The organism is Thiothrix litoralis (assembly GCF_017901135.1).
Taxonomy (GTDB): domain Bacteria; phylum Pseudomonadota; class Gammaproteobacteria; order Thiotrichales; family Thiotrichaceae; genus Thiothrix; species Thiothrix litoralis.
Genome location: NZ_CP072801.1, coordinates 4,030,191 through 4,044,725 on the forward strand (window position 1 = coordinate 4,030,191; position 14,535 = coordinate 4,044,725).

The following is a 14,535-nucleotide window of genomic DNA, read 5'->3' on the forward strand; positions in this document are numbered from 1 at the left end:
CTTTAGCCTAGCGCCCGCCATAGTAGCAGTAAGCCCAGTGCGACCACCAGCAATCCCGCCACCTGCTTGACGGTTTGGTTACGGGTGAATTTGGCAAGTTTCGCCGCTGCTGCGCCCATCAGCAACAGGTTCGGCAAAGTTCCCAGCCCGAATGCCAGCATCAGCAACGCGCCGTTGGCGACACTGCCCGCTGATAACGTCCAGATCAGCACGCTGTATACCAGCCCGCAAGGCAACCAGCCCCATATAAACCCCAGCGGTAAGGCTTTCGCGGGGGAATCGACCGGCATAAAACGCCGTCCCAGTGGTTCTATGCGCCGCCACAGCACGCGCCCGGCATTTTCAACGTTGGCAACACCTGCCCAGATGCCCGCCAGATACAAGCCAAGTGCCACCATGAACAGCGCCGCGAAAATTTGCAAACCGTGCCGCACGCTTTCCAGTTCGCCCAATGACAAAAAGGCTGCGCCCAAACCGCCTGCCAATGCCCCAGCTAAAGTATAGCCGCCGATGCGTCCGCTATTATAAGCCAGCAGTATGGGAAACAGGTTGGCAGGGTTATTACGCTGTGCAGCGGGCAGGCTGAACGTCAGGGCGCTGACAATACCGCCACACATGCCAAGGCAATGTACTCCCCCCAATAACCCGACCAGAAAAGCCGCTAGGTAATTGGAATGGCTCAGCCAACTCCACTCCATCAGTTAAGGGTCTGCCGTACCTGATAATGGTCGCCAACAAAGCCGCTGAAAAAGTTTTCCAGCAAGGGGTGTTCGACCGGTTCGACGGTTTCCACGGCTTCCAGATTGCGCTCGGCAACGTAAGCTACTCGCCCATCCTGATCAATCAGCACGTGATACCACGGCTCTTCCTTGGTGGGGCTACCGGCTTCCACGTTTTTCTCGAACCATTCTTCCGTGCCCTTGAAGTCGGGGTCAACGTCAAAAATGACGCCACGGTAGTTGAACAGGCGGTGGTGAATGACCTGACCAAGGCCGAAAGAAGCGGTTTTCTCTTCCATTGTGATAATTCCTCTATGCTTTTCATAGTAATGCTCTATCCCTAATATGCGGCTACTCGCCCTCAATATCAAGATGTCCTAATATTTCACGGGTAGCCTCGACCCGTCGCCGATGTACTTCTTCCTTGATCTGTACGCCCTGAAAACCTGCCTGGATAACGGCTTGCACATCGACTTGCTGACAGGTTGCCAACACCTCACGAAAGCGTTCCGCTTGCGGGTAAGGGCGTTCTTCAAACCCGGTGCGGCCTTTCGCGTCGGCTTCGCACGCCAGCAGCAATTGTTCAAAGCGTTCCGGCTTGCGGAAGGCGTCGGTGGTTTCCAGCACCTTCAGGAACGTTTTGGGGCGTAATTCCAGCGCTTTATGAATTCGACCGTGTTGTTCCGCCACATGTTCCGCCAATTCACGAAAGCGGGTGGGAATTTTCAGGCGTTCACACAGTTGTGTCGTCAATTGGCGGCTAACAAGTTCATGCCCGTGATGGCTGGGCAGGATGTCTGCCGGGGTCAGCCCTTTGCCGAGGTCGTGGGTAAGCGCGGCGAAACGCACTTCGGGCGCTGCGCTCAGCTTCACCGCCTGTTGCAGCACTAACAGGGTGTGGATGCCGCAATCAATTTCCGGGTGATAGTGGGCAGGTTGCGGCACACCGAATAGCCGGTCGACTTCCGGGAACAGCACGCGCAAGGCACCGCAGTCACGCAATACCTCAAAGAAACGTTCCGGCGCAGGCTCTGAGAGTGCCCGCACGGTTTCCTGCCAGACCCGTTCGGGAACCAGTGCGTCGACTTCGCCCGCTGCGACCATGTTTTGCATCAGTTGCCGGGTTTCTTCTGCCACCTGAAAACCCAGTGGTGCGAAACGTGCGGCAAAACGGGCTACCCGCAGGATGCGTACCGGGTCTTCGGCAAAGGCTGCTGATACATGCCGCAGCAAGCGTTGCTGCAAATCGCTTTGCCCACCGTAAGGGTCGATGAGAGTGCCTTGCTCATCTTGCGCCATCGCATTGATGGTGAGGTCGCGGCGGGCAAGGTCTTGTTCCAGGGTGACATCGGTCGCCGCATGAAACTGGAAGCCGTGGTAGCCTTTGGCTGTTTTGCGCTCGGTGCGTGCCAAAGCGTATTCCTCACCCGTCTTGGGGTGCAAAAATACCGGGAAATCATTGCCCACGGGTTTAAAACCCTGTTGCAGCAAATCAGCGGGTGTTGCGCCTGTTACGACCCAATCGCGATCCTTGAGAGACAGCCCCAGTAAGGGGTCACGGACAGCGCCGCCGACCAAGTAAGTTTTTATTTCGTTCATAGGGGGATTATGGCTGCCTGTTTAGGGGGAAGTATATCTTTTTTCTACTATATTAGAGAACACTAATCTATTGATAAATAAGGCCAACATTGACCTAGAACGTGATTTGTGATGTTATCCTTGTTGCTAGGGAAAAATTCTGTAACAGTGTTTATCTTATAATTAAAGCAATACCCACATTAATAGTTAGGAGTTCGCGCTAATGGCTCATATTGTAATTCTCGGTGCTGGTACAGGCGGAATGCCCGCAGCCTATGAAATGAAAGAAATGCTCGGTAAAGGGCACGAGGTCACGGTCATCAATGAACGTGATTATTTCCAATTTGTACCCTCCAACCCGTGGGTTGCTGTGGGCTGGCGTACCCGTTCTGACATCACTTTCCCGATTGAAAAATACCTCGCCAAGAAAGACATTAAATTCATTTGCAGCCGTTGCGACAAGATTGATGCCGAAGGTAGTTCTCTGCATTTGGAAAATGGCGAAACCATTAAATACGATTATCTCGTGATTGCTACTGGCCCGAAACTGTTCTTCCAGGAAGTCGACGGCGCAGGCCCTCACGGTGGTCACACGCACTCTGTTTGCGATGTTACCCACGCGGAAGGTGCGTATGCTGATTATCAGAAGCTGCTGGAAAAAGGTTCCGGTCACATTATCGTGGGTGCGATGCCGTTTGCAAGCTGCTTTGGTCCAGCTTATGAATTTGCCTTCATCGTCGACGCTGACTTGCGTAAACGTGGTGTGCGTAACAAATTCAAGATGACTTATGTGTCTTCCGAGCCATACATCGGTCACTTAGGTTTGGGCGGCGTGGGCGACTCTAAGGGGATGCTGGAATCCGAACTGCGTAACCACCACATGCAGTGGATCACCAATGCTAAAACCACTAAGGTTGAAGCAGGCAAAATGTTCGTCACTGAGTTGACTGCCAAAGGTGAAGTCGAGAAAGAACACGAACTGACGTTCGATATGGCGATGATGCTGCCAGCCTTCAAGGGCGTTGATGCAGTTGCCGCTGTGGAAGGTCTGTGTAACCCGCGTGGTTTCGTGGTTGTTGACGAATTGCACCGTAACCCGAAATACAAAAACATCTATGCGGCAGGTGTTTGTATCGCCATTCCGCCGGTAGAAGCTACGCCTGTCCCCACAGGTGCACCGAAGACCGGTTATATGATTGAATCCATGGTCACTTCTCTGGTACATAACATTGCAGATGAACTGGCTGGTAAAGAACCGCATACCACGGGTACTTGGAATGCTATCTGTTTGGCTGATATGGGTGATACCGGTGCAGCCTTTGTAGCACTGCCACAGATTCCACCACGTAACGTGGCTTGGTTCAAAAAAGGTAAATGGGTACACATGGCGAAGATCGCGTTCGAGAAATACTTCATCCGTAAGATGAAGAAAGGCAGTTCCGAACCGTTCTACGAAAAGTCTATCCTGAAGATGATGGGTATTACCCGCATCTAACGAGAATCTGACGAGGAGTCAGGGGCACTTGATGGGAGGCATTGCGCCTCCCATTTTTATTTGAGGTTCCGATGCAATTACCTAACGATATTCAAACAACTGTTGCACGTGCTTTGGCCGAAGACATTGGCACAGGCGATGTCACTGCTGGGCTGATTCCAGCCGATAAGCAAGCCAGCGCAACGGTCATTTCTCGCGAAGACGCGACGTTATGCGGCGTGGCGTGGTTTAACGAAGTGTTTCGCCAACTTGACCCAGCCGTGCAGATTGACTGGCAGTACCAGGATGGCGACCGGGTGGAAGCCAATGCCCTGCTGTGTAGCTTGCGGGGCAGTGCGCGTTCTATCCTGAGTGGCGAGCGTGCCGCGCTGAATTTCCTGCAAACCTTATCAGCAACGGCGACGGCTACACGCCGTTATGTGGAGTTGGTTGCGCATACCCAATGCCGAATTCTGGATACGCGCAAGACCCTGCCCGGTTTACGTACTGCGCAGAAATACGCGGTATTGTGCGGTGGCGGAACCAATCACCGTATCGGTTTGTATGACCGGGTGTTGATTAAGGAAAATCACATCATGGCCGCCGGGTCGATTACGGCAGCGATTCAGCAAGCACGGCAGTTGCACCCCGGCATTCTGGTCGAAGTGGAAACCGAAAATTTGCAGGAGTTGGCAGAAGCCAGTGCCGCGCAGGCAGACATTATCATGCTGGATGAATACAGCCTCGCCGATATGCGCGAGGCAGTGCGAGTGACGGCAGGGAGTATTCCGTTGGAAGCCTCGGGTGGGGTTAGCCCGGAAACCTTGGTGGCGATTGCTGAAACGGGGGTGGATTTCGTGTCGATTGGCGGGATTACCAAGCATGTGCGGGCGGTGGATTTGTCGATGAGGTTTAATGCATGAAAAAATACCTAGGATTCGCTATCGTACTGGCCTTGCTGGCAGGCTGCGGTAACAAGGGAGCGCTCTATATGCCAGATGATGCGCAGCATAAACCAAAACAGGAACAGGCGAAGTAACTCATGGATCATTTTGAATACCGTAACGGGCAGTTGTACGCCGAAAACGTCGCTGTTGCCGATATTGCCCGTGCTCATGGCACACCATGCTACATTTATTCCCGTGCTACGCTGGAACGGCATTGGCACGCTTTCAACGATGCTTTTGGTTCGCAGGCGCATTTGGTGTGTTATGCGGTAAAGGCTAATTCCAACCTTGCCCTGCTTAATTTGTTTGCACGCTTAGGGTCGGGGTTCGATATCGTATCGGGTGGCGAGCTGGAGCGTGTGTTACGCGCCGGTGGCGACCCTAGCAAAGTGGTGTTTTCCGGCCTTGGCAAAAAAGTACCTGAAATCCGCCGTGCGCTGGAAGTAGGTATCCGTTGCTTCAATATCGAATCCGAATCCGAACTCGACCGCATCAACGCGGTGGCGGGTGAAATGGGCAAAGTGGCGTCGATTTCCTTGCGCGTCAACCCGGATGTGGATGCGCAAACCCACCCCTACATTTCCACCGGCTTGAAAGAAAACAAGTTCGGCATCGAGATTGGTCGCGCTGAAGCCGTGTACCTGAAAGCCGCTGCCATGCCACACCTGAAAGTGGTGGGGATCGACTGCCACATCGGTTCGCAATTGCTGACGCTGACGCCGTTCATGGATGCCTTGCAACGCTTGCTGGCCTTGGCGGAACGCTTGGCGGCACAGGGTGTGCAGATTCACCACCTCGATGTTGGCGGTGGTTTGGGTGTGCGTTATCAGGAAGGGCAGGCCGCGCCATCCCCCGCAGACTACATGGCGCAATTGTTCACCGATGAACGTTTACGTCAGTATGAAATCTTTGTCGAGCCGGGCAGGGCAATTGCCGCGAATGCCGGGATTCTGGTGACGGAAGTCGAATTCCTGAAACCGTCGGAATACAAAAATTTCGCGATCGTGGATGCGGCGATGAATGACCTGATCCGCCCCGCCTTGTACAGCGCTTGGCAAGAAATCATTCCGGTGGTGCCGCGCTCGACGGGTGAAACCGTGACTTACGATGTGGTGGGGCCAGTGTGCGAAACCGGTGATTTTTTAGGTAAAGAACGCGACCTCAATATCCAGCCGGGTGATTTTCTGGCGGTGCGTTCGTCGGGTGCTTATGGCTTTACCATGTCATCCAATTACAACACCCGCCCGCGTGCGGTAGAAGTGATGGTCGATGGCGATGCGGTGCATGTGGTGCGTCAGCGGGAAACGCTGGATGACTTACTGCGTGGTGAAAATATTTTACCCATTAAGTGATAAATAAAACATCTGCCTTGACCGTTTGGCGGATTTTTTTTGCACTTTAGCCTTTTTGTTGTATGAAATAGGTATTTGGTCGTTAGGCTAGTCTATCCTTAGACATGCAAGCCGTTGAGTCAACGCGAGTCGAGTCAATCACCCATCGGATGGAGTAGTTTATGCCAGTACCCAGTACCACAATCGAACGTCAGGAAGCCGGAGCCGTGCTTTCCAAGCGTGGCAAGGTGACGGCAAAAAGTGCCTTGACGGGCGAGATGCGGATTCTCAAGCGCGGCGACATCCTGTATGCCGACGATATGGTGCACACGGTGCGCGGCGCGAATGCGCAACTGAAAATGCATGACCACAATATCGTGATGTTACGGGGTGGTTGTATGTTTCGGGTCAACCTTTACCGCCCACAAGCCGAGGTGCAAGGCAAGGGGCAGCGCTACGAATACATTGGTGGAGCCTTGCGCGAAAGCCGTCGCGAGCAAGTCCCCTTGATGGACTTGGGTATTTATTGAAGGCAGTGCTGGAAACTGTCGGCAGCGTTTTGCAATAGTGTCGTGTAAGTATTCTTGTCCAACGGCAAGGACATCCCCAATGGGTCAAGCTCGCCGAGATGGATATTACTGCCTTCTACCAGCGTTTTGACCATCGCAGGTGAGAACTGTGGCTCCCGAAACAGGCAGGTTGCCTGCTTTTCCTCAATAATATGGCGGATGTCCTTCACATGGCGGGCTCCCGGCAGGCGTGACACATCCAGTGTTACCGCTCCCGCAAAATTCAAACCGTAATGCGTATCAAAATGTTGCCAGGCATCGTGAAAGCTCAGGTAAGGCTTGCCACTGAGTGGTGCTAACTGCTGGCGGATCTGTGCGTCGGTGGCGCTGATGTTCTGGATAAGCTGTTCAGCGTTGGCAAGGTAGTCGGCCTTGTGTGTAGGGTCAGCCTCGCCTAGCGCAGTGGCAATCGCCCGGCTCATCACAATGGCATTCTCCGGGTTCAGCCAAAGGTGCAAGTCTTCGCTGTGGGCATCAGCATGGTTTTGTGCCGCCCGTGCGTGCAGGTGCTGAATACCAGTGGCCTCGGCAAGGGTCATCACCCGCTGCTGGGCTGACAGGTTTGAGAGTGGTTTATCCAGAAACGTTTCCAGCCCGCTACCGATGCGGAACACGACTTTGGCATTCTCAAGCAGCCGCATATCCGACGGTTTGAGGGCGTAATGGTGGGGGGACGCGCCATCCGGCAGCAGTTGCTTTACCTCCAGCGGGCTATCTTTGCCCCCGGCAACGGCATACACCAGCGCTTGAACTGGCTTGATGGTGCTGACTACCAAAGGCTTGGTGGGGGCATCTTGCTGGCAAGCGGTTAAAACGCCTACGCACAACAGCAGGAAAATCGTTAGAATACGGAACATTTTTTCACTCTTTATACGTTGGCAAGGATGTCCACCACATTATTGGCAAAACTGGAACATATTGGCCTGAACTTTGGGCAGCGCGTGATTTTGCACGATGTTAGCCTCGAAGTGTACCCGCAAAGCATTCTGACTTTGATTGGGCCAAACGGTGCAGGCAAATCGACTGTACTGAAAATCTTGCTGGGTTTACAAAAACCGGACAGCGGTAGTGTATGGCGTATGCCTGCTTTACGGGTGGGTTATGTGCCGCAAAAATTCCATCTCGACCGCTTATTGCCGTTGACGGTGGAGCGTTTCATGGGCTTGAACCTGCGGCGGCATGATGCGGTGGCGGTACGCCAGAGTGCCGAGGAAGTGGGCGTGCTGGATTTGCTGCCACAGGCGGTGCAATCCTTGTCGGGTGGCGAGTTGCAACGGGTGTTGCTGGCGCGAGCCTTACTCAACCATCCGCAAGTATTGGTGCTGGATGAACCGGGGCAGGGGGTCGATGTCACTGGCTTGAGTGAATTGTATCAACTGATCAACCGCTTGAAGCAGGCGCATGGCTATGGAGTGGTAATGGTGTCGCATGACTTGCATCTGGTCATGGAAGCGACGGATCAAGTGTTGTGCTTGAATCAGCATATCTGTTGTTCCGGGCAGCCGGAAGCGGTATCGCGCCACCCTGAGTATTTGCGCCTGTTTGGTGACGTGCGTGCCGCCGGGCTGGCGGTTTACACCCATCACCATGATCATCAGCATGATATGCACGGTTGTATCGTGCCATTGGCCGATGAGGAGCATCAGCATGGATGATTTTATCCTGCGTGCCTTGCTGGCAGGTTTAGCGGTGGTGCTGATGAGTGGTTTGCTGGGCGTATTCCTGTTGTGGCGGCGCATGGCTTATTTTGGTGATACCTTGTCACATTCGGCTTTGCTGGGCGTGGCGCTGGGCTTAATGACGGGTACGAGCATGAACCTTTGGGTCATGGGTGTGTGTGTTACCGTGGCTTTGCTGATGCTGTATGTGCAACACAATCCGGCGTTGGGCAGTGATACCTTGTTGAGCATTATCGGGCACAGCGCCTTGGCCTTGGGGACGGTGGCGTTGACCTTCCTACCCAATGTCAGGGTTGATCTGATGGCTTACCTGTTCGGTGATATTTTGGCGGTAACACGCTTCGATATTGCCCTGACGTGGGGCATGGCGGTCATTGTTGCGGTGATCATGGTGTGGATTTGGCGACCCTTGCTGTCTTTGAGCGTACACGCTGAACTGGCACAAGTCGAGGGCATCAAGGTGTGGCGCATCAGTGCCATTTACATGCTGTTGGTGGCGTTGATGGTGGCAGTGGCGATGAAGGTGGTCGGGGTGTTGCTGCTGACGGCGTTGCTGATTATTCCTGCTGCGACGGCGCGGCGTTTTGCCAAGACACCTGAGCAAATGGCAGTTTTTGCCGTAGTGGTGGGGGGGCTGGCATTATTGGCAGGAATGGGGCTTTCTTTGCAACTGGATACCCCCACCGGCCCCAGTATTGTGGTGGCTGCCAGTGCATTGTTCCTGTTGGTGCAGCTCGTCCCACAGCGTAGCCCTTAAAGGGTGCAAGTCGGCAAAAAGAGATTGTGCGTCGCACCATAAGGTGTTACAACATAATGATTGTGGGTGTTTTTAAGCATTTTGTCATTAACCATTGTGGCCTGTATTCATGGAAATTACTGCTGTCTATCCGGGGACTTTTGACCCAATTACGAAAGGTCATCTTGACCTTATCAAACGTGCTAGCTATTTGTGTGCTCATGTGGTGGTCGGTGTCGCTTCCAACCCCAAAAAGAAACCCTTGTTCTCGCTGGAAGAGCGAGTGGCTATGATCCAGCGCGAAGTAGCAGAACAGAATCTGACATCCCAAGTGACCGTGAAAGGCTTTGAGGGTTTATTGGTCGATTTTGCCCGTGAACAGAATGCCAAGGTACTGATCCGGGGGATGCGGGCCGTTTCGGATTTCGAGTTTGAATTCCAGCTAGCCAGTATGAACCGCAGCCTTGCGCCCGATGTAGAGTCGGTGTTTTTGATGCCAGGTGAAAGTTTCTCCTTCATCTCCTCGACCTTGGTGAAGGAAGTAGCCATCCTCAATGGCGATGTTTCACGCTTTGTTGCCCCGCATGTGCTGGAAGCCATGAAGCATAAAATTGTGCAGATACGTGCCGAGCGCGGTTTGTTGAACTAGAAAAAGTCTTAGTATTGTTATTTTGATAGAAGTTAATGTTATCTTTTCAGGTAGATTGCTAAAATTACCGAAAACAAACATTCAAGAGGACTTTTTGTATGGCATTGATGATTACCGACGAATGCATTAACTGCGATGTTTGCGAGCCAGAGTGCCCTAACAATGCAATTACCGCAGGCGACGAAATTTATGTAATTGACCCCAAGCGTTGCACTGAGTGCGTTGGGCATTACGATGAACCGCAATGTGTATCCGTGTGCCCGGTCGACTGCATTCCAAGCGACCCTGAGCACGTTGAATCCAAGGCTCAACTGCAACTGAAGTACGAAGAGCTGATGAAAGAAGGTTAAACCGAAGCCAACGGCTTACTGGATACACCATGAAATGCCCGCGATAGCGGGCATTTTTGTGGGTGGTGTTACAACATTTTCAAAAAAGCGATCAAGTCCTGTTGTTCCGTATCCGTCAGTTGGATGGCGGGTAAGTCATTGTCTTTTTTGGGCTGCTGCGAAGTTTTTGCGCAGTAATCAATCACTGCCTCCAGCGTTGCTATGCGCCCATCATGAAAATAGGGGGCGGTTTGCGCCACGTTGCGCAAGCCCGGAACCTTGAATGCCCCGCTCATGCTGTGGCTGCTGCGCGTCAAAAACTGCAATTCGGTGCAAGTATCTAGCGTGGTGTCGCTGTATTGCCCTTGGCCAAGCCTTCGGCGACAGGCTTGATCACTGAAGGCTTTTTCCGGTCGGTGGCAGGTGGCGCAACACGGGAAGCAAGGTCGGCGAATTTTTCATGACTGAAACCGTTTTATTTTTATCCGTCTTTCGCGTAAAACCTCGTCTTTCAGGGCGAGGATGCAGAGCGAGGGCAGCATCGCTGCGCCTCTTCCGTTTGTCGGCTGAAACCCGCATTTACGGTGGATTCAGGCGCACAAGGCAGAGATTTTAACCTATCCTTCATCTCATGCAACGACGCCAAGCCTTTAAATACGAACTGAAGCCCACCGGCGAGCAACAGTGCAACCTACGCCGTTACGCGGGATCGTGCCGCTTTGTTTACAACAAAGCGTTAGCGTTGCAGCAAGCCAACCATGCTGCGGGTGAAAAGTTCATCGGTTACGTGGCCATGGCAGCCAACCTGCCCGTTTGGAAACGCGAAGCGGGGCAGACGTGGCTAAAGGATTCCCCCTCACAGGCGTTGCAGCACGCCCTGAAGGACTTGGACAAGGCCTACCAAAACTTCTTCGCCAAACGTGCCGATTTTCCTCGCTTCAAGCGCAAAGGCAGCGGCAACAATTTCCGCTATCCCGACCCTAAACAAATCAAACTCGATCAGCGTAACAATCGCCTTTTCCTGCCCAAACTGGGCTGGATACGCTACCGTAACAGTCGCGAGGTGTTGGGTGAATTACGCAATGTCACCGTGTCCGGCAAGGGCGGTAAATGGTTTGTCAGCATCCAAACCCAACGGGAAGTGGAGCAGCCAACCCCCACCGCCACCACGAGCATCGGCATCGACTTGGGCATCGCCCGTTTTGCCACGTTCTCGGATGGCAGCTACATTGCCCCGCTCAACAGCTTCAAGACAACACAAGCCAAGCTTGCCAAATACCAACGGCGCATGGCGCATAAACAAAAGTTCAGCAATAATTGGAAAAAGGCGAAAGCCCGCGTCCAAAAACTTCACGCGAAAATCGCCTATACCCGCTGCGATTTCCTGCACAAAGCCACGAATACAATCAGCCAAAACCACGCGGTAGTGTTCGTCGAAGACTTGCAGGTAGGCAATATGTCAAAATCAGCGGCAGGCACGGCAGAAAACCCCGGCAAGAACGTGGCGGCAAAGTCGGGCTTAAACAAAGCCATCCTTGACCAAGGTTGGGGGGAATTCCGTCGGCAGTTGGACTACAAGACGGCATGGAAGGGCGGAATGCTGTTTGCGGTGCCGCCGCAGTACACCAGCCAAACCTGCCCCGGTTGCGGGCATGTGTCGGCGGATAACCGCCAGAGCCAAGCGGTATTTGCGTGTGTGGAATGTGGCTACGAAAATAACGCCGATGTGGTCGGCGCGATCAATGTCAAAGAGCGGGGACACCGCTTGTTAGCCTGTGGAGATGGGGCATTACGCCTCTCGATGAAGCAGGAACTCGCCGAAGCAAGTCAGCTATCTAGCTGAATGCAGTAGGAATCCCCTTCCTTCGGGGAGGGGAGGATGTCAAGATAAGCTGCGTGAAATACTTACTTCGTTTTGTTGGCAGCAGGTTTGCCTGCTGGTTTTGCCGCCGCAAAAATCATCAGGATATTGCGCTTGTTATCCAGCAAATGCAGTTGCTCACGGGTAACGGCGTATTGACTGGCCTGTTTCAGTTGTGCGAAAAACTGCTGTTCCAGTTGGCCTTTATCGCCAATGCAGGCCATTTTGGTAGCACCTACGCCACTGCTGGTGAAAACACCGTCGTTGCTGGCGGTGTAATTGCCAAAAAACTGGTTACAGCCTGAGAAACCGTTCATGCGGCTGGTGTCGAACTGGATGGTGGGTAATCTTTCAGCGGTGACTGCTTGACCACTCAGTGTTTTCAGGTTCCATTGAGTCTCGGCCAGCGTCATTGGCGGCGGCGTTGTTGTCCGGGTATCAAAGCTACAGGCAGAAACGATGGCGAGGAATGCCAATACCCCAATAATTTGTCCCGAAAATGAGGAAAAGAATGCTTTGAGCATTGTGTAACTCCCTATGGTTTGTTGTTATTTTCTATAGATTACAGAAATGGCAAAAAGTTGCGAACTTATTCGCCTAATCATGCACTTTTGTGGCGCTATCCGCAAACTGAGCAGACAAACTGTATGATCACGTTATTTGAGGAAAAATGTTATGAGCAAAAACCCTGAAGAAACGCTAGGGCAACTACTGGAACAGGCACAGACCCTACAACTGGCAACCCTAGATGCTGGGGGCGAACCGTCGATCAGTTACGCGCCGTTCGTGCAGGATGAGGCGGGAAATTTCTACATTTTCGTGAGCGGACTGGCGAGCCATACGCAGGAAATCTTGCACCATCCGCAAGTGGCGGTGCTGTTAATCGCGGATGAGCAAGACGCCCGCCAGATTTTTGCGCGTACCCGTGCAACCTATCGTTGTGTGGCAGCGGTGGTAGAGCGGGAAGCAGCGGTGTATCCGCTGATGTTGGATAAGATGGAAGAGCGGTTTGGTAATGTAGTTGGCGTGTTGCGTGGCTTGGGCGACTTTGTGATGTTTCGCTTGCAACCGCAATCGGGGCGGTTTGTGATGGGTTTTGGGCAAGCGTTTGTGCTGGTGGGGGAGGGGCTGCGGGAGGTGCAGCACATTGGTGCAGATCAATTGGAAAAAGGATAGGGGATGTTTTTTCTCAAGAAGTTATTGTCAATAATGCTGATGCCGTTATCGCTGACGCTGCTGGTGTTACTGTTCGGGCTATTGTTCTTATGGTTCACGCGCAGGCAGAAGCTCGGTAAGGTGCTGGTGACGGCAGGAGTTACGTTGCTGTTGGCGCAGTCTTACGGCTGGGGGTTTAAGCCAGCACTTCAGTCGCTGGAGCGGGAATATCCGCCGCTAACCGTCGTGCCAACGGCGGTGAAGTATCGTTGGATTGTGGTATTGGGTGGTGGTACGTATTCGGATGAGGCCATTCCGCTGCATTCGCGCCTGAGCCAAGATTCACTGGCGCGATTGGTGGAAGGTGTGCGCCTATATAGGCAAGTGTTGGGGGCGAAGTTGGTGCTGTCAGGTGGTGAGGTGTTTGGTTCTGGTGCGGATGCGGTAGCCATGCGAGAATTGGCGGTGCAATTGGGTGTGAATCCGGCTGATATTGTGACCGATGCTGTGTCGCAGGATACCGAAACACAGGCCGTGATTGTCCAGCAGTTGGTGGGCAATGAACCGGTATTATTGGTGACGTCGGCTTCGCACATGAGCCGTTCGGTGGGTCTGTTCCGCAAGGCGGGTGTGGTGTTGTTGCCCGCTCCGGCACATTATTTGGTGCAGCGTAATGCAGGATTCCGCCCCGCAGATGCATTTCCTGATAGCAATGCTTTTACCGTGGCGCAACGGGCGGCGTATGAATACATGGGGATTCTTTGGGCGAAACTGCGTGGGTTATTGTCATGAGTCATGTTTTTAAACCCATCGGCACAATCGCTTCCCCCTACAAAGAAAAATTCGGCATCCCCCGTCAACCCGGTCTGGTCACGGAAGCGCGTTCCACCCTCACGCTGCTAGCGCCCTACAATCTGCCGGAAACCGTGCGCGGCCTCGAAGGTTTTTCCCACGTTTGGCTCATTTTCATCTTCCACGGCACGCAAGACCAAGGCTGGAAACCCACCGTGCGCCCACCGCGTCTTGGCGGTAACACTCGTATGGGCGTCTTCGCCACCCGCTCGACCTTCCGCCCCAACCCCATTGGCCTCACCGTAGCCGAGTTGCGCGGTATTCAGATACAGGGGAATAACATCAGCCTCGAACTCGCGGGCGCAGATTTGCTGGATGGCACGCCGGTGCTGGATATAAAGCCGTATCTTCCGTATGCTGATGCGCTGGCGCAGGCGACAGCGGGGTTTGCCCCGACAGCGCCTGATGCACAGCAAAGGGTGATTTTTTCTGCCGCCGCCAGTCGCCAGTGCGAACAGAAACAACTGCAATGGAACACCCATGTGCGTTTGCTGGTCGAACAGATTTTGAGTCAGGATCCACGTCCTTCCTACCAACAAGGGCAGCAGGCAGGAAGGGTATACGCCATGCGCCTGTACGATTTCGATCTGCGCTGGCATTACACCGCCACGGGCATTGAAGTGCTGGAATTGACTGACGTTGAGCAACACACTTAA

At 53.3% G+C, this 14,535-nt stretch carries 19 protein-coding genes; 13 read left to right on the top strand and 6 right to left on the bottom strand.

Annotated elements, in window-relative coordinates; all coding sequences use genetic code 11:
* Window positions 1-2 precede the first annotated feature (2 nt).
* From J9253_RS19490 to J9253_RS19500, 3 genes are read right to left on the bottom strand one after another with little or no spacing between them, the layout of a single operon-like run.
* A complete protein-coding gene (locus tag J9253_RS19490; RefSeq protein WP_210222496.1) occupies window positions 3-698 on the bottom strand; it encodes a sulfite exporter TauE/SafE family protein in 696 nt (231 codons plus the stop codon).
* A complete protein-coding gene (hspQ, locus tag J9253_RS19495; RefSeq protein ID WP_210222497.1) occupies window positions 698-1,018 on the bottom strand; it encodes a heat shock protein HspQ in 321 nt (106 codons plus the stop codon). Before hspQ ends, J9253_RS19490 begins: the two co-directional genes overlap by 1 nt.
* A 52-nt stretch (window positions 1,019-1,070) precedes the next feature.
* A complete protein-coding gene (locus tag J9253_RS19500) occupies window positions 1,071-2,318 on the bottom strand; it encodes a multifunctional CCA addition/repair protein (protein WP_323128856.1) in 1,248 nt (415 codons plus the stop codon).
* Between the two features lie 202 nt (window positions 2,319-2,520).
* Here J9253_RS19500 and J9253_RS19505 point away from each other — a divergent pair, with 202 nt between their 5' ends.
* The 5 genes from J9253_RS19505 to J9253_RS19525 all read left to right on the top strand — a co-directional run bounded on the left by J9253_RS19505 (window position 2,521) and on the right by J9253_RS19525 (window position 6,579).
* A complete protein-coding gene (locus J9253_RS19505; protein WP_210222498.1) occupies window positions 2,521-3,792 on the top strand; it encodes an NAD(P)/FAD-dependent oxidoreductase in 1,272 nt (423 codons plus the stop codon).
* Window positions 3,793-3,863: 71 nt separating this feature from the next.
* The gene (gene nadC, locus J9253_RS19510) at window positions 3,864-4,694 is read left to right on the top strand and encodes a carboxylating nicotinate-nucleotide diphosphorylase (RefSeq protein WP_210222499.1); all 831 of its coding nucleotides are present in this window, start codon (window positions 3,864-3,866) and stop codon (window positions 4,692-4,694) included.
* Window positions 4,691-4,810 carry an LPS translocon maturation chaperone LptM gene (gene lptM, locus J9253_RS19515; protein ID WP_084260379.1) on the top strand — a complete coding sequence of 40 codons (120 nt, stop codon included), beginning with the start codon at window positions 4,691-4,693 and terminating at the stop codon, window positions 4,808-4,810. Before nadC ends, lptM begins: the two co-directional genes overlap by 4 nt.
* Window positions 4,811-4,813: 3 nt before the next feature.
* Complete coding sequence (gene lysA, locus J9253_RS19520; RefSeq protein ID WP_210222500.1) at window positions 4,814-6,070, top strand: diaminopimelate decarboxylase; 1,257 nt, start codon at window positions 4,814-4,816, stop codon at window positions 6,068-6,070.
* Between the two features lie 161 nt (window positions 6,071-6,231).
* Entirely contained in the window at window positions 6,232-6,579 is a 348-nt protein-coding gene (locus J9253_RS19525) for a hypothetical protein (protein ID WP_210222501.1), read from the top strand.
* Here J9253_RS19525 and J9253_RS19530 read toward each other — a convergent pair.
* A complete protein-coding gene (locus J9253_RS19530; protein ID WP_210222502.1) occupies window positions 6,573-7,475 on the bottom strand; it encodes a zinc ABC transporter substrate-binding protein in 903 nt (300 codons plus the stop codon). The two genes, J9253_RS19525 and J9253_RS19530, sit on opposite strands and share 7 nt — an antisense overlap.
* A 27-nt stretch (window positions 7,476-7,502) precedes the next feature.
* Here J9253_RS19530 and znuC point away from each other — a divergent pair, with 27 nt between their 5' ends.
* The 4 genes from znuC to J9253_RS19550 all read left to right on the top strand — a co-directional run bounded on the left by znuC (window position 7,503) and on the right by J9253_RS19550 (window position 10,032).
* Complete coding sequence (znuC, locus tag J9253_RS19535) at window positions 7,503-8,273, top strand: zinc ABC transporter ATP-binding protein ZnuC (RefSeq protein WP_028488694.1); 771 nt, start codon at window positions 7,503-7,505, stop codon at window positions 8,271-8,273.
* Window positions 8,266-9,054 (top strand): iron chelate uptake ABC transporter family permease subunit, encoded by a 789-nt coding sequence (locus J9253_RS19540; protein WP_210222503.1) that lies wholly within the window; start codon window positions 8,266-8,268, stop codon window positions 9,052-9,054. Before znuC ends, J9253_RS19540 begins: the two co-directional genes overlap by 8 nt.
* Before the next feature lie 109 nt (window positions 9,055-9,163).
* A complete protein-coding gene (gene coaD / locus J9253_RS19545) occupies window positions 9,164-9,682 on the top strand; it encodes a pantetheine-phosphate adenylyltransferase (RefSeq protein ID WP_210222504.1) in 519 nt (172 codons plus the stop codon).
* Window positions 9,683-9,780: 98 nt separating this feature from the next.
* On the top strand, window positions 9,781-10,032 hold the full coding sequence (locus tag J9253_RS19550) for a YfhL family 4Fe-4S dicluster ferredoxin (RefSeq protein ID WP_028488697.1): 252 nt from the start codon (window positions 9,781-9,783) through the stop codon (window positions 10,030-10,032).
* A gap of 68 nt (window positions 10,033-10,100) precedes the next feature.
* On the opposite strand, the gene J9253_RS19555 is transcribed toward J9253_RS19550, so the two are convergent.
* On the bottom strand, window positions 10,101-10,466 hold the full coding sequence (locus J9253_RS19555) for a cytochrome c peroxidase (RefSeq protein WP_210224683.1): 366 nt from the start codon (window positions 10,464-10,466) through the stop codon (window positions 10,101-10,103).
* Between the two features lie 176 nt (window positions 10,467-10,642).
* Between J9253_RS19555 and J9253_RS19560 the strand changes: the two genes are divergently transcribed.
* A complete protein-coding gene (locus J9253_RS19560; protein ID WP_210222505.1) occupies window positions 10,643-11,854 on the top strand; it encodes an RNA-guided endonuclease InsQ/TnpB family protein in 1,212 nt (403 codons plus the stop codon).
* A gap of 62 nt (window positions 11,855-11,916) precedes the next feature.
* Here J9253_RS19560 and J9253_RS19565 read toward each other — a convergent pair whose 3' ends face one another.
* Window positions 11,917-12,396 (bottom strand): META domain-containing protein, encoded by a 480-nt coding sequence (locus J9253_RS19565; protein WP_210222506.1) that lies wholly within the window; start codon window positions 12,394-12,396, stop codon window positions 11,917-11,919.
* A gap of 151 nt (window positions 12,397-12,547) precedes the next feature.
* On the opposite strand from J9253_RS19565, the gene J9253_RS19570 reads away from it, so the two are divergent.
* The 3 genes from J9253_RS19570 to tsaA are packed head-to-tail and all read left to right on the top strand — an operon-like array spanning window position 12,548 to window position 14,535.
* On the top strand, window positions 12,548-13,048 hold the full coding sequence (locus tag J9253_RS19570; RefSeq protein WP_210222507.1) for a HugZ family pyridoxamine 5'-phosphate oxidase: 501 nt from the start codon (window positions 12,548-12,550) through the stop codon (window positions 13,046-13,048).
* A gap of 33 nt (window positions 13,049-13,081) precedes the next feature.
* Entirely contained in the window at window positions 13,082-13,819 is a 738-nt protein-coding gene (locus J9253_RS19575; RefSeq protein WP_210222508.1) for a YdcF family protein, read from the top strand.
* Window positions 13,816-14,535 carry a tRNA (N6-threonylcarbamoyladenosine(37)-N6)-methyltransferase TrmO gene (tsaA, locus tag J9253_RS19580; protein ID WP_210222509.1) on the top strand — a complete coding sequence of 240 codons (720 nt, stop codon included), beginning with the start codon at window positions 13,816-13,818 and terminating at the stop codon, window positions 14,533-14,535. Before J9253_RS19575 ends, tsaA begins: the two co-directional genes overlap by 4 nt.